Annotated in this window: 16 protein-coding genes; 7 read left to right on the forward strand and 9 right to left on the reverse strand. The window is 60.0% G+C overall.

Annotated features, from left to right (window positions below; genetic code table 11):
- Nucleotides 1-30: 30 nt before the first annotated feature.
- Both BW974_RS03845 and BW974_RS03850 read right to left on the reverse strand, forming a co-directional pair.
- Nucleotides 31-1,008 carry a nucleotidyltransferase family protein gene (locus BW974_RS03845; protein ID WP_076428134.1) on the reverse strand — a complete coding sequence of 326 codons (978 nt, stop codon included), beginning with the start codon at nt 1,006-1,008 and terminating at the stop codon, nt 31-33.
- A gap of 75 nt (nt 1,009-1,083) precedes the next feature.
- Nucleotides 1,084-3,090 (reverse strand): bacterio-opsin activator domain-containing protein, encoded by a 2,007-nt coding sequence (locus BW974_RS03850; protein WP_245799892.1) that lies wholly within the window; start codon nt 3,088-3,090, stop codon nt 1,084-1,086.
- 78 nt (nt 3,091-3,168) lie between these two features.
- On the opposite strand from BW974_RS03850, the gene BW974_RS03855 reads away from it, so the two are divergent.
- Nucleotides 3,169-3,465, forward strand: coding sequence for a transcriptional regulator (locus BW974_RS03855; RefSeq protein WP_076428136.1), 297 nt, complete (start codon nt 3,169-3,171; stop codon nt 3,463-3,465).
- Nucleotides 3,466-3,912: 447 nt separating this feature from the next.
- On the opposite strand, the gene BW974_RS03860 is transcribed toward BW974_RS03855, so the two are convergent.
- Complete coding sequence (locus tag BW974_RS03860) at nt 3,913-4,110, reverse strand: hypothetical protein (protein WP_217694300.1); 198 nt, start codon at nt 4,108-4,110, stop codon at nt 3,913-3,915.
- Here BW974_RS03860 and BW974_RS25390 point away from each other — a divergent pair.
- The 3 genes from BW974_RS25390 to BW974_RS03875 all read left to right on the forward strand — a co-directional run bounded on the left by BW974_RS25390 (nt 4,103) and on the right by BW974_RS03875 (nt 5,925).
- Complete coding sequence (locus tag BW974_RS25390) at nt 4,103-4,501, forward strand: hypothetical protein (protein ID WP_076428140.1); 399 nt, start codon at nt 4,103-4,105, stop codon at nt 4,499-4,501. The two genes, BW974_RS03860 and BW974_RS25390, sit on opposite strands and share 8 nt — an antisense overlap.
- Before the next feature lie 116 nt (nt 4,502-4,617).
- On the forward strand, nt 4,618-5,205 hold the full coding sequence (locus BW974_RS03870) for a DUF420 domain-containing protein (RefSeq protein WP_076428142.1): 588 nt from the start codon (nt 4,618-4,620) through the stop codon (nt 5,203-5,205).
- Between the two features lie 171 nt (nt 5,206-5,376).
- Nucleotides 5,377-5,925, forward strand: coding sequence for a hypothetical protein (locus BW974_RS03875; RefSeq protein ID WP_076428144.1), 549 nt, complete (start codon nt 5,377-5,379; stop codon nt 5,923-5,925).
- A 56-nt stretch (nt 5,926-5,981) separates the two neighbouring features.
- Here the strand turns inward: BW974_RS03875 and BW974_RS24200 are convergent, their stop codons facing one another.
- From BW974_RS24200 to BW974_RS03900, 5 genes are all read right to left on the reverse strand, one after another.
- Nucleotides 5,982-6,281, reverse strand: coding sequence for an SHOCT domain-containing protein (locus BW974_RS24200; RefSeq protein WP_084186190.1), 300 nt, complete (start codon nt 6,279-6,281; stop codon nt 5,982-5,984).
- A 267-nt stretch (nt 6,282-6,548) separates the two neighbouring features.
- Nucleotides 6,549-7,349 carry an ABC transporter permease gene (locus BW974_RS03885; RefSeq protein WP_076428147.1) on the reverse strand — a complete coding sequence of 267 codons (801 nt, stop codon included), beginning with the start codon at nt 7,347-7,349 and terminating at the stop codon, nt 6,549-6,551.
- On the reverse strand, nt 7,346-8,326 hold the full coding sequence (locus tag BW974_RS03890) for an ABC transporter ATP-binding protein (protein ID WP_076428149.1): 981 nt from the start codon (nt 8,324-8,326) through the stop codon (nt 7,346-7,348). Before BW974_RS03890 ends, BW974_RS03885 begins: the two co-directional genes overlap by 4 nt.
- 43 nt (nt 8,327-8,369) lie before the next feature.
- A complete protein-coding gene (locus tag BW974_RS03895; RefSeq protein ID WP_076428151.1) occupies nt 8,370-9,041 on the reverse strand; it encodes a DUF7546 family protein in 672 nt (223 codons plus the stop codon).
- Nucleotides 9,038-10,417: a heme o synthase gene (locus tag BW974_RS03900; RefSeq protein ID WP_245800007.1), complete on the reverse strand. Its 1,380-nt coding sequence runs from the start codon at nt 10,415-10,417 to the stop codon at nt 9,038-9,040. The genes BW974_RS03895 and BW974_RS03900 overlap by 4 nt, the downstream gene beginning before the upstream one ends.
- A gap of 106 nt (nt 10,418-10,523) precedes the next feature.
- Here BW974_RS03900 and coxB point away from each other — a divergent pair, with 106 nt between their 5' ends.
- The 3 genes from coxB (at nt 10,524) to BW974_RS03915 (ending at nt 13,029) form a co-directional block, all read left to right on the forward strand.
- Nucleotides 10,524-11,324, forward strand: a complete 801-nt coding sequence (gene coxB / locus BW974_RS03905) for a cytochrome c oxidase subunit II (protein ID WP_076428153.1) — start codon at nt 10,524-10,526, stop codon at nt 11,322-11,324.
- Between the two features lie 139 nt (nt 11,325-11,463).
- Nucleotides 11,464-12,327: a cytochrome c oxidase subunit 3 gene (locus tag BW974_RS03910; RefSeq protein ID WP_076428155.1), complete on the forward strand. Its 864-nt coding sequence runs from the start codon at nt 11,464-11,466 to the stop codon at nt 12,325-12,327.
- A 417-nt stretch (nt 12,328-12,744) separates the two neighbouring features.
- A complete protein-coding gene (locus BW974_RS03915) occupies nt 12,745-13,029 on the forward strand; it encodes a DNA-directed RNA polymerase subunit L (protein ID WP_076428157.1) in 285 nt (94 codons plus the stop codon).
- A gap of 80 nt (nt 13,030-13,109) precedes the next feature.
- Here the strand turns inward: BW974_RS03915 and hisF are convergent, their stop codons facing one another.
- The gene (hisF, locus tag BW974_RS03920; protein WP_076428160.1) at nt 13,110-13,925 is read right to left on the reverse strand and encodes an imidazole glycerol phosphate synthase subunit HisF; all 816 of its coding nucleotides are present in this window, start codon (nt 13,923-13,925) and stop codon (nt 13,110-13,112) included.
- Between the last annotated feature and the right edge of the window lie 342 nt (nt 13,926-14,267).

Genomic DNA, 14,267 nt, shown 5'->3' on the forward strand with positions numbered 1-14,267 from the left:
AAACGGAGAACGTTGCCGTTCGCTTCCGCGTTACTCGTCGCGCGCGCCGTTCGTAATCTGGGTGTGCGCACCGATGAGCGCGCCCGCGAGGTCCATATTCTCGATGTGCGTCTTCTCGTCGATGATGGAATCCCGCACGTCGCAGTCCCGAACCGTCGCGTTCGAGAAGATGATGGCGTTATCGACGCTGGCGTTCTTGAGGGTTGCACCGTCCATGACGTGCACGTTTTGGCCGACTTGGGCGTTGTCGAGCGTCGCGCTGTCGGCGACGTAGGAATCGCCATCGAGGTACCACGACACCGCATCGAGATAACTTTCCGGCGTGCCGATGTCGAACCACGCTTCCTCGAAGGAGAAAGCGTACACCGGTTCTTGGACCTGCAACCACTGGAGGAACCAACCGGGTTCGTCCGGGTTGTTGCCATCTTGGAGGTACTCCTGTAGGAGTGGCAGGTTGTCCTGCGTGAAGGCGTAGCAGGCGATTGAAACCAGCGTCGAATTGGGGTCGTCAGGCTTCTCTTGGAAGTCCACGACGCGGTCGTTGTCCAGTTCCACGAGGCCGTAGGATTTCGCGCGCTCCTTGCTCCCAACGTCGTAGGCGGCCAGAATCGGCGATTCTTTCTCCTCGAAGAAATCGACGAACTCGCCGACGTCGAAACTGATGAGGTTGTCTCCGGCGATGACGAGCATGTCGTCATCGACTTCTTCGCGCTCGACCAGTTGGGCCAGCGCGCCGACGACACCGAACTTTTCGTCTTCTTCGGCGGTGTCTTCGACGCTTAGTGTCGGCTTTTCGAACTCGCTTTCTTGGAGGTGCGTGCGGAACTCGTCCGCGAATCGCTCGTTCGTACTGACGTACACCGTGTCGATACGATCGTCGGCTTCGAGGTCGGCGAAAATGCGGTCGATGACCGTTGTCTCACCAATCGGGAGAAACATCTTTGGCCGGTGTTTCGTGATGGGCCACAGGCGCGTCGCGTATCCGCCCGCGAGGACGACGGCTTTCATGCGTTGACCGTCACTCCCGCCCCCTAAGTCCTTTTTCATTGCAGTGCCGACGAATGCTGTATCCCCGTCGGGAACCTAACCGTCGATGAACGCCGAAAGGAGTTCGTTCTGCGCCTTCCGCAGGTGATAGTGGAGCGTCGGCGACGTAATATCGAGCGACCCGGCGACTTCCTCGGCAGTGCTCCCTCGGGGCCAGTCGTAGTACCCTGCGAAGTACGCCGTTCGGAGCGCCGTCTCCTGTCGGTCGGTGAGGCGCTCGGTCAACGACTGGCGGAACTCCCGGGCGGTTTGTGTCCCTCGCCCTACTGTGCGCTTGCCGACCAACCGGGAGTTCGGGTAAGCCGACTGAAAGGTGTCTACGACTTGCCGAACGTCGGTGTCGTGTGGTACTTCCGCGACGAGGGTCACTTCGCCCGAATCTGCGGTCGCGGACTGGACGGCCGCGCCCGCCTCGATGAGTTTTTTGACCGTCGATTCGGACATGATGGTTTCGAGGACGAATCCGGCATCGTCGTTTTCGATGAGTCTGTACTCTTCTATTTGTTCCGCGTCCGAAACCATCTCTTTGACGCGCTTCGGCGAGGCGCCGTCGATTCGAACGTAGTGGAGCAGTCTTCCGTCCGAGGCCGGAACCAACCCGTGAAGATAACAACGACAGTCTAACTCGCGGGAGACGATTAAAAACACCTCTCGCGGGTCGTTCACCTGAAGTTCGAGTTCGACGGCGCTGTCCGACAGCAGTATTTTTTTGTTTTTCGCAGCGTTGATGGCGAAGCCAATCGTGTCGCCGAGGGTTTCGAGGGCGGCCTGCGCCCGCTTTCCCAGCACGCCGGACTGCGTCGAAACGAGCGACAGCGTGCCATACACGGTGTTTCCGTACGAAATCGGAATCGAAATACCGGATTCGACGCCGCAGTCGAGCGCCTCCTGACAGACGGCGGGCGGGAGTTTGTCCGTGTCTCGAACGTCTCTGATGACCTGTAACTCGTCGGTTCGCATCGCCATGTCCGCCGGGTCGTCGCCGATTGCCGTTCCGAAGTCGATGAGCGTGTCGAGATAGCCGTCGATTCCTCCGGCGCGAGTTCTGGGTGTGACTCCTTCTCGACTCACTTCGCTCTCGTCAGTCCACGCGAGTTCGTACAGCCCAGAATCGACCAGTCGCTCGCAGACCAACTGCTCGATGTCGTCCCGGGTCGCGGCGTGAACGAGTTCGTGGATGACCTCCTGAATCACCCGATGAATCTGATTCAGCGTCTCTAACTCCTCGTGCTGTCTGGTCAGTTTGTGTTCCCGACCACGCCGGTCTGTTATGTCGCGAGCGACCCAGACGACGGCCTCACGGCCGTCGATTTTCGTTCCGAGCGGCGTCGTGCGCGCTTCGAACCAGCGTTCTCCTCGTTCGACCTCTAGCGGGTATTCCATCGTCTCGACACGTCCGGTGTCGATTGTCCGATGGATGTGTGCTAAAAACCGGTCGGCTTCGTCCTCCGGAAACACGTCGTGAAGTCGTCTCCCGACCAAATTCGCCGGAGAGCTGGCGGCCAGATTCTCGGTGTTTGGGCCGACCAGCAGTTCGCAGTAGTATCCCCTGTCGTCGAGAAGAAAGGCGACGTCCGGAAAGGCGGTCGTGAGCGCCTCGATTCGGCTTTCGCCACGCCCGCCGAGATGATTGTTGATAGCGTTCTCGACGCTCGTTCTGAGGTCGTCCATCCCGTCCACAGTCGTTTCGGGGAGATAGTCGCTTACGCCCGCCGAAATCGCCTCACTTGCAACGTGTTCACCGCCCGAGCCAGTGAGCAGAACGAACGGGAGGTTTGGATAGTCGTCGCGCACCGATTCGAGGAGGGAAAGGCCGTCGCTCTCCGGGAGGTCGTAGTTGCTAACGATGCAGTCCACCGCCCGCTGTTCGAGGTGGACGAGGCACTCCGACGCCGACGATTCGATATGGACGGTCAGGTCGTCACACGCACGGGCAAACGTCCGCGCGATGTCCGTTTCGTGTTCAACGAAAAGGACTGTTTGATTGTTTAGCATGGTTTCGTCGGGCATCTCGGTGTACTCCCCGTATCGCAGATTAGCCATGTGCGACCGGAGGAAAATACTTTACGCCGTCATCTTCGTCGCGGTAGAAATTTGAACGAGTGACACGAATCTCGAAATATGACCGAGGACGAAACGACGCGGGAGCAGATTGCGGACTTTCTCAGGGAGACGCCCGCCGCACCGAGCACCCTCGCGGTGGAGTTCGATATCACGCCCGGGTCGGCGCTGCGACACGCCAAACACATCGCCCGGTCGGTCGAATCCCGCGACGAACAGTTGCTCGTCGCGCCGCCCGAATGTCGGGACTGCGGATTCGACAGATTCGACGACCCGGCGAACCGCCCCTCGCGGTGCCCGGAGTGCAAGAGCGAAGCGATCGACGAACCGACGTTTACGATTCGGAACGTGGAGTGAACGGACGACGAAAGGGGGTGGCGGGTGTGACGTTTGTAGTTGGCAACTACCCGTAACCCTCTGACTGCTCTGTTGTCATCGCCGTTGCCAACTCCAAACGAAGCCTGCGAAAGACGGAAGCTTTCGCGGTACCCGAAAAACGCTAGCTTTCTGTCGCTCGCAAACAGGTCATGTTCGCTTACCCATGAAAATCGGCGATTTTCTCCGCCCCTCGTTCGCTCCGGAAGAGACAAGCTCTTCCGTGCTCTCGTTCGCTTCGCTCACGAGAACTCCTTCGTCGCTCACGGCTCCGTCGCCGTCTCGCGGTTCTGCCGCTCGACTGTCCGCGGAACTTCGTTCCCCGTTATTCGCCAGCGAGGCGACGCAGTCGCCTCGTCCCTCTCACATAAATCGCGCTGGCGCACCCTTTCGGTTGTGTAATCGATCCAATCGTCAACGAAATTCGGTCTACTCGCTCTCGAACGACGATTCGTTCATGTACCGCCGACCGATGTCCACGACTTTTGAGAGCACGAAGAGTCCGACTATCGAAAGGAACTGGAGCGGATTCGATTCGACCGCTTCCGTTACGTTTCCGACCACGTCGATTCCCATCATATCCAGAAACACGCCGACTGCACCGAGCATCAGAGCAGCGATGAGCACGGATTCGAAACTCGGCAGTGCCGACCGTGGATGTTCCCAGAACCCCGGTTTTTTTATTCGATTTTCGATACGTCTCCGGCCCGTCGTTCCCGCGCGATTCCCCGATACCCATCGCGCTGGCGAGGATAGCGATGTCCACCACGGGGTTCGAGAACACGCCAGCCCCAGTAATTTCGAGGTAAATTCCGATGGAACAGCTAACTGTAAGGACGACTCCGGCGACGCGCTCGATTCGGGATTCTGCGTCGACCAGCGCGGTGAGTGCGAACACGATACCGGAGAGCGGAACCAGCAACCTGAAGAGGTTCCTGACGACATCACTGCCGGTGAGGAAGACGATACCCGCGAGGAGGAGCATCAGGGCGAACAGTCCGGCCAGTATGCGATTTAGGGTGATTGTATCTGACCTGAACATCAATATTCGTTGATACTCCGAAGGGAGTAATAAGCCTGTGGTGCTGTCGGAAAAGCGAAGCCACCTTACCGTATCGCTCCTAAGGGCCGCGCATGGCCACGGCGAACGCACGGCAACGCGCGCGGGAGAGTCCGGTAAAGGTGACGGCAGTGCTCTCGGCAATCGGGTACGTGCTGGTTCTCGGCACCTTCGCGGGCGTGATTCCGATTTATCCGGAACTCGACATCGGGACGGTCAACCTGCTCTCGGATGCAATCGCGGTCGTCAACAGCGTGGCGACGATTTCGCTCGTCCTCGGGTGGTATTGGATTCGCAACGGCGAAGTCGAGAAACACCGCGCCGCGATGCTGACCGCGTTCAGCCTCATCATCGTTTTCCTCGTGCTGTACCTGACGAAAGTCGGCGGCGCTGGCGGCGAGAAACATATCCTCGTGGACGGGTTCCCGTACTACGCCTACCTCATCATGCTCGCAGTCCACATCATCCTCTCCGTCGTCTCCGTGCCTGTCGTGCTGTTCGCCCTCGTGCTCGGACTGACTCACACCCCCGCAGAACTCAAGCAGACGGCCCACGCGAAAATCGGACGAATCGCGGCCTCGGCGTGGATCGTGTCGCTCGTCCTCGGCGTCGTCACCTACGTCATGCTGAACCACATCTACAGTTGGGAAATTCCGGCGTAGCACCCCACCCACCGTCGTCTTCAAAACTGCTGTTTGATGGGAAAATTAACATCGGTGACGAGAGTACGTCCTATCAATGGCTGGTGATGACGGTGGCACAAGTGGGGACGACGAAACCGACGGCAAAATCGGCTGCGAACCCGAGTGTAACGAGGGTGAGCAGTCCGGCAGATGACGACACGCGATAGCGTGCCGACAGAGAGCGGGAGATTGACAGTCCAGAGCGGTGAACTTCGTGTTCGAAAGACGCCGCGTGGAATCGTCCGAGGCCAGTATTTCGACAACTGGAAGGGGAAAAATAGGCTCCGGAAGGGCTGGTTCATCTTCTCGAATATCTTTGCGACGATAACCCTCGGGCGAATCGTCAACGAGTGGCTCGGATTCTCCGGCGGACTGCTGTCGGTCGGATTCGTTCTCTCGGCTCTGTCCGTTCACGTCGGGCTTTGGCTTCTCAAACTGGCAAACGGACGACTCAGAGAAGGGGTTTCGATTCCACTGAGAACCATCCACAAAGTCGAACACGACAAAAGAGAACTCGAAATCGTCCACGGCGAGTTCGAAGACGTAGAAACTACGGAAATCGAATTTCCGCGCGACTCCGACGCCGAAAAGGCAATCGAACTGCTCCGCTGGAAAAGCATTCGAATCGCCGAACTCGGAAAAGGGAAAAACAATCTGCGCACCGAAATCGACCGTGAATTGGAGAGAGAAACGGCGTGACCGATTCGGCGAATCGGTCACGTTTCGACTTCAGTTTCAGTTTTGCTAGTTCAATTTCACTCCATCTCCCGAATTTGATACTCCGACCCCGTCGTCATTCCCTCGGCCTCAAGGAGCGTGTTGAGGCGTCGTTCGAACTCCGATTCGGAGATGTTTCCGAGAGCGTACTCGCGTTTTAACACCGTCATCGGGTCGGCTTCGTCCGGGTCGTCCATGGACGACTTGGACTGCCGGGAGTGCGAGGACGATTTTCGGGGATAGTCCCGTGCTGATTCCACGTTTCCGATGAGCGAGAGGTACATGGGCCAGAGCGAGACGATAGTCAGCATGGCGGCACCGAGGCTGAGTCCCGCCATGAAAGGTGAAATGAGAAACCAAAGTGTCCAAAAACTTGTAAGAGAGAAGTATGCAACCGAGAAAAAGAGCCAACCGAGCGTTCCGGATATTGTCGCAAGGAGGACTCTTCCGAGGGCACCGTCCGGTGTGTACTGTTCGATGAGCCGATGCCATCGGCGGGTGTTCGACTGCGAGGAGAGAGGGGAGTCCGTACGAAATTCTACCATCGTAGAACGGTATCCGTGGAGAAAATACTTATATTTAAACAGTATGCGGAAGAGCCGAACTCAGTCTGTCTGCGGAATCGAGCGCGCCCCGGCGGCAAAAAACACCACGGATAGCACCGCAAGGACGGCTAGATTAATCAACCAGCCATCGAGGGGAGAAGACTGCCCGACCACCGTAATCGACGGCGCGTCGTAGGTCAGTTCCCGCACCCCACGGGCGAAGTAGGTCAAGGGCGAGAGATTCATCACCGGCCGGAACCACTCCGGCAGAAGGTTCGGCGTGACGAACGTGTCCGACAGGAAGAGGAGCGGAAGTGCAATCGCGTTGCTCGCTGCGATGACGCCGTCCTGCGAACTGGCAAAACTGCCGAGGAGTGCGCCGACGCCGCAGAACAGCGCGACACCGAGCGCGACGAAGACGGCGACTGCTGGCAATGCCGTAAACGAAACGCCCGCGTTCGTCACGAGCGCCATCAGCGCGAGGATGATGAGGCCCGCCAGTCCGATGATGACGACGTTGACGAGCGTGTGGGCCAACAGCCACTCCGCCCGCGTGAGCGGCGTGGTCGCCAGCTTCTCGTATCGGTTCGACTCGCGGTGACGGGACACCGAACTTCCGACGCGCGAGAGGGGTGTAAACAGCACGACGACGGCGAGATAGCCGGGCAGGTAGTAGGCTGGCGGTTCCGCGAAGATACCGCCGCCAGAGCCGCCATCACCGGGATTCGTCTGCACTAGCACCGCGAAGATGAGGATGAGGATAACCGGGAAGAAGAACGTGAAGAAGACGGCGGTTCGGCGGCGGAGGAACGACCGCCACGCCGCTCCCGCTTCCGCCCGCACTCGGCCAATCGAACTCATTGCTCGCCTCCTGCACTCGCGCCTGCGCCCGAATCCGTACCCGCGCCTGCACCGGCAACCGCTGGCTGTCCCGCTTTTCGAGTCATTTCAGGGCCGAGGGAGGCACCCGTCAGTCGGAGATACACGTCCTCCAAATCGGGTTCTGTCCACGTCAGCGCCTCGTAGTCGATACCGCGGTCGTTCAGTTCCGAGACGACTTCGCCGATGTCCGCCGGAGTAACGCCGTCGAACACCAGTCCGGATTCGGTTTCTTCGACCATGAACCGCGTTTCGACGGCGGTTCGTCGGGCGTCGGTTTCGACCACGAGTCGGCTCTCGCCGCCGTGTTCCGCGACGAGCGATTCGGGCGTGCCGACGGCGACGAGGTCGCCGTCGGCCAGCAGTCCCACGCGGTCTGCGAGTCGTTCGGCTTCCGCCATGTAGTGTGTCGTCAGGAAGACGGTCGTACCGCCCTCGGCGAGATTTTCGACCAACGACCAGAGTGCACGCCGCCCGGCAGGGTCGATACCCGTCGTCGGTTCGTCTAGAAAGAGCACGTCCGGGTCGTTGACGAGCGTGGCCGCGACGCAGGCGCGTCGCTGTTGGCCGCCCGAGAGGTTCTCGTACCACGTGTCGCCTGTGTCGGACAGTCCTACGTCCGCGAGGGCCTCGTCGGGATTTCCGGCATCGTCGTACAGGCCCGCGTAGTAGCGAACGAGTTCCCGCGCGGAGAGGCGTGCTGGCGGGTCGAACGATTGAGGAAGCAGGCCGACCCGCGATTTGTCCACCTCGGTGGGTCGCCCGCCGAGGACGGAGGTACTTCCCTCGTCGGGCGTCATCGTCCCCGTCAGCGCCCGGACGAGGGTGGTTTTCCCCGCACCGTTCGGCCCGATGAGCGCGAACACTTCGCCCGCGCCGACCGAGAGCGAGACGCCGTCAAGCGCGACGGTGTCGCCGTATCGCTTGTGGAGGTTCTCGGCGACGAGTGTGTCGGTCATGGGAGGAGGTTACGCTCGTTTGCAGGTAAGGAGTTCGATTCAGCTACCGAATCGTCGGCCGCCAGTACAACAGGACGACGGTGACGACGAAGACGACGGTCGAAATGTCGTAGGAACCCGACGTGGCCATCGCGGCGAATCCTGACCCTGCTCCGGCGATACCCGTGACGAGCGAGGCGACGACGGGCCACGTACAACTCACGCAGGAAAACAGGCCGAGGATGCCCGAAATCGCGGAGCCTGCGGCGTCCAGCACCGTCGCGTAGACGAGGTAGGCGAGGGCGAGATAGCCGACCAGTTTGAACGGCAAAATCGACAGCCGAAGCAGGTCGCCGTGATAGAGCAGAGCAGGCCCCCATCCCGGCGGAAGCCACGCGATTCGGAATCCCGTCGCGGGCATTCCGGGCATCGAGGGACTCAGGCCGAACAGGCCACCTGCGTAGCCTAAGATGAGGAAATAGCCGACTGCGACAGCAACGCCGACGGTTCTGTCGCGGTCACTGCGCGCGATTGGATTCGTCTTCCACACCGCGAACAGCGCGACGTTTATCCAGATGAACGGGTAAAGCAGGTATCGAAGTTCGCCGCTCGAATGGTTCGACGTGGCGAAGTAGAAAATGAGGGTGAACAGTTCGGCGTTCAGCACCACGGCTCCCCACAGCAGGGTTTCGCCGCTCGGCCGGAACCGCGCGAATCGTGTGCTAATCGTACTCATAGGACGAGGGAATCGACGACGATGGCGACGAGGAGCGACCCGAGGTAGGCGTTCGAGGCGTGGAAGGCACGGAACGCTGCCGACTCGTCGCGTTCGTGGTGAAGCTTCACGACCGCCAGCAGGAACACCGCACCGAACGCAACCGTCGTAATCGCGTACAGCCAGCTAAGGGTCGTGACGGTGGCGAGGATTCCTGCCGAGAGGAGGGTCGCGCCCAACCACAGCAGGATGTGTTTCCGGGTTTCGGCTTCCCCGCGGACGACGGGCATCATCGGGAAGCCGCCGCGCGCGTAGTCGTCCTTGTACGCCAGCGCGAGGTTGTAGAAGTGGGCTGGCGTCCAGAGGAAAATGACCCCTGCGAGCACCAGCGCCGGGAGGCCGACACCGTTCGTGACCGCGGCCCAGCCGATAAGTGCTGGAAGCGACCCGGCGAATCCGCCGATAACCGTGTTCTGCACCGTGTTAGGTTTGAGGAGGAGTGTGTAGACGACGCTGTAAAACACGATGGCCGTCAGGCCGAACACGGCGACGAGCACGTTCACCGAGAGGAAGACGGCCAGCGAAGCGACCGACAGCAGAACGCCGAACGCCACCGCGTTTCGAACCGGGATTTGGGACGTTGCGGCGGGGCGGTCTGCGGTGCGGTTCATTCGCTTGTCGACGTCGCGTTCGAGGACGTGGTTGAACGTTCCGCTCGCGCCGATGGATAGGACGCCGCCCGTGAGCGTTGCGACGACGGTTCCGACTTCGAGATTCTGTCCCCCTGCGAGCGCCATTCCAGCGGAGGCGACGAGACAGAGGAGCCACATCAGTCGCGGCTTCATCAGTCGGAAGTAGGCATAGGCGGTCGCGCCGATTCCGGAAAGCGATTCCGGGGTGGGCGATCCGGTTGCGGGTTTCTGTTCGACGCCCATCTCGACCGGGCCGTCTTTCTCTTCGGGTTCGAGCGTCCACGCGAGGGCGAGGACGATGCCGGTGAAGATGGCCATTGCGACGACGAGGTGCGTCGCGGTGAGGACGCTGGTTGCTGTCGTCGTCGCGGCCAGCGCGCCCAAGCCGACCTGAACAGGGTACAGCACTGCGGCGACCGCGAGTGAAAATTGAACGCGTTTGCGCGAGTCGCGGAGCCACGCGAACAGCGTCGTGGCGAGGAGGAGCACGCCGACGACGAGCGCGACGACGCGGTGTCCCCACGCGATTGCGAGTTTCGGGTCGTCCAACGGGACGACCCACTGGCCGTTGCAGGCGGGCCACGTCGAACAGGCGGTCGCGGCGTCGGTGAGCGACGTCGTTGCACCGACGACGACGAGCAGATAGACGCCGACTGCGGTTGCTGTCAGCGCACGTTCGAACCGGTCGGAAGAGATTCCCTGCAGTGCCACCGTTGTACGACGGTTGTGTTCGCGCGTACTTAGACCATCCGACTTCCCACGGCGACAAAGACAGCACATATTTATGGGCCGTTTCCTAAGTCTAGCGCATATGGATTCCAAGCGGATAGCGTTCGTCTCGGTGTTCGGCGCGGCGCTTCTTTCGGCCGCTGTAGACCCCGTGCTGGCACAGGGCTACAGTTCGACGACCGAGGAACTCATCCGGACGCTGAACACCCAGTTGCTGTATGCAGCGATTCCGATTACGGTGCTCGTCGAGGGTATCCTCATCTACACCGTATGGAAGTTCCGCAACAACGACAACCCACTCCCGACGAAGGAAAACCGTCGCCTCGAAATCACGTGGACTGTTGCGACCGCAATCGTCCTACTGTTCGTCGGCTACGCCTCCTACGGCGTGATGGCGAACGAGTACGTCACTACCACCCCGGAGGACGCACAGGAGATGGAAGGCAACGCAGTCGAAGTCGAAGTCGTGGCAGAGAAATACATCTGGACGTTCAACTACCAAGGTGAGAACGTCTCCACCAGCGGAACGATGGTGATTCCGGAAGACCGCCCGGTGTATCTCAACGTCACATCCAGTGATTGGTTACACGCGCTTCACGTTCCCGAACTCGGCCTGAAACAGGACGCCATCCCGAACCAGCACAACGTCATCAAGACGAAGGCGACGGAGACGGGCACCTACCAACTCTACTGTGCAGAGTACTGTGGCGTCGGCCACTCCAACATGCTCGGCGAAGTACAGGTCGTCTCCCAGAGCGAGTACCAGAACTGGCTCCAAGAGCAGAAACAAGAAAACAGTGGCGGCTCCGGCGGTAACAGCAGCTCCGGTGGTAACAACAGCAGTTCCGGCGGCAACGCGACCACCACGACTGCATCGGCGTAACTCGCTTTTTATCCATTTCCGTTTTTCGGTTCAACCGCTCGTTATCAGCGATTGCATTGCTGTTTGGAATCCGAAACGTTTCGCGTCCGCCGGAGGGTTTTGGGTGCATTTTTAGTAGTCGGCCCATAACCCTCTCAGTATGACGGTAACGGACGATTCGACAGAGGAGCACGGCCATCACCTCCCGGCCGTCGAGGACTGGCCGAAAGGCTTCGGTGAGGCGTCGTGGTGGCCCTTTATCACCGCAATCGGTGGGGCAGGGTTCTACATCGGTGCCGCGCTGTTCGTCCTCGGACACGGCGGAACCAACCTCGTCGGGCCGACGATTGGCCCGGCAGTGTTCATCGCCAGCACCGCTGTTTTCCTCGCCGGACTGTACGGCTGGGTGTATCACGCCTTCGTCAAACACTTCTGGAGCAAGGATTCACGGGAAAAAGGGGTCAACGCACTTCGCTGGGGAATGATAGCGTTCCTCGGTTCAGAAATCGCGACGTTCAGTGCAGGGTTCGTGTATTTCTTCTTCATCCGCGCAGGGACGTGGCCCCCGGCGGGTGCTGAGCTACCGCACCTCGTCGGCGACCTCGTGCTCGTCAACACGGCACTGCTGGTGTTGAGCAGTATCACGCTCCACTGGGCGCACGTCGAACTGCGGAAGAGCAACCGGAGTCGCTTCCTCGCAGGACTCGCCGCGACGCTCCTGCTCGGCGTCATCTTCATCGGTGGACAGGTGTACGAATACTACGTGTTCATCGTCGAAGAAGGGTTCACCTTCACGGGTGGCGTGTTCAACAGCGCGTTCTACGGCCTGACCGGCCTGCACGGGATTCACGTGACGATGGGTGCAGTCCTCATCGGAATCGTGTTCGTGCGCGCACTCTACGGACAGTACTCCGCGGAACGTCACCTGTCGGTTAGCACGGTTTCGATGTACTGGCACTTCGTGGACGTCGTCTGGATTTTCCTCGTCGTCGTGCTGTACGTCGGCGCGGAAGTTCAGCTCTAATCCGCGATTTTCCCGTTTCGTTTCGATTGGTGAGCGACAAGTTTCTTCGATTTCTGATTTCTGAACCGCAGTTCACGCGATACTGAACGACCGATTTCTAAAAACGACTACTCAAACGACAGGACGCGCGGCGAGGGCATCCGAGCCGACGGTCGGCGACGATTCCCGAGCATCCGGGGTGGAAAGGGGACGAGAAGGGTGGGTGCGCCAGCGGTCGGCGCACCCGCCCGCACGCGGTGGCGGTCATTTGTTGTCGTGATTTGCAGTCTCCAAATTGGCGTTGTTTGCAGTCTCGATAGCGAAATCACTGATACCGACACCAAAGTCAAGCAAATCACCAGAACCGGCGAAAACCAATATCCCACCTAGAGGTCACGCTTCGCAAGATTGAAACGCGACAACGAAGAACCAACAGGCATGGAACTGCGGGTTATCGAGAAGAGCGACACCGAACTCCAGATAGAAATCGGGGGCGAAGACCACACGTTCATGAACGTACTGAAGGGTGCGCTCCTCGAAACCGAGGGCGTCGCGGCGGCTACCTACGACCTGAATCCCGAACAGTCCGGTGGCCAGACCGACCCGATTCTCTCGCTGAAAACCGAGGATGGCGTTGACCCACTCGACGCACTGGAAAACGGCGCACAGAACATCAAAGACAAAGCGAGCGCCTTCCGCGATGCGTTCACCGCCGCAGCGTAATCGGCTGACTGTCGGCTTATCTCTGCTTTCGATTCGACGTTCGAGCGACGGCCAAATTCCGGTTCAAACCGAGGACTCGATTACAATCGAACCGGCACGTCGCGCTCCGCGAGATACTCCTTGACCTCCCGAATCGAGAACTCGCCGAAGTGGAAGATAGAGGCCGCGAGCGCCGCGTCCGCGTTCGCGTCCGCGAACACCTCGTAGGCGTCCTCCGGGCCACCGCATCCGGACGAGGCGATGACGGGCGTCGAAACAGAATCGCAAACGGCCTTCGTCAGCGGCACGTCGTAGCCGTCTTTCGTCCCGTCCGCGTCGATGGAGTTGACGAACAACTCGCCCGCGCCGCGGGATTGGGCCTCTTTTGCCCACTCGACTACGTCGATGTCGGTACCTTCCCGGCCACCCTTGACCGTGCATTCGAACCAGCAGGATTCGCCATCGACCTGTTCGTAGTGTTCGCCCTGCTCGTCGAACCGCCTGCGGGCGTCCACGCTGATAACGATGCACTGACTGCCGAACGCGGTTGCGCCCTCCGTTACCAACTCCGGGCGCTCCAGTGCGGCGGTGTTGATGGAGACTTTGTCCGCTCCCGCGCGGAGGGTTTCTTTGATGTCCTCGCGCGTTCGAATACCGCCGCCGACGGTGAGGGGGATGAACACCTCGTCGGCCACGCTGGAAACGACGTCAAGCATGGTTTCTCTACCGTCCGCGCTGGCCGTGATGTCCAGAAAGACGAACTCGTCCGCGCCCGCCTCGTTGTACTGGCGCGCCATCTCCACCGGGTCGCCGGTGTACTGCAAGTCCTCGAAGTTGACGCCGGTGTACACCGCAGGGTTCCCGTCGTCGTCCAAATCCACGTCGATACACGGGATGATTCGCTTCGTGAGGGTCATTCGGTAGGCGAGGGTAGGGAGTCGGGCATCAAAAGGAATCGCATTACGGGCAAGAATTGGACTCGCTTCGAATGAGGGTAACGCGATTCGAACGAGCGTAGTTTAGCGGTGGTAACTCACGGCGAAAAGATTTTCACTAGTCAATAGGTTACCCCGGGTGACAGGGGGTGAGTTGTTGGTGACAAATCACCACGACACATGACCGCAACTGCACCGCAACAGCCACACCCTCCGCCAACCGACTGCGTTTCTCGGCCTTCGGCCTGCGATACCTGCGGGCTACGGCCGCAGGTCAGCAAGACGCAAAGCGTCTTGCAAGCCTCATCCCTCGCACGCTGTCAG

The sequence above is a fragment of the Haladaptatus litoreus genome, from assembly GCF_900156425.1.
Lineage (GTDB): Archaea > Halobacteriota > Halobacteria > Halobacteriales > Haladaptataceae > Haladaptatus > Haladaptatus litoreus.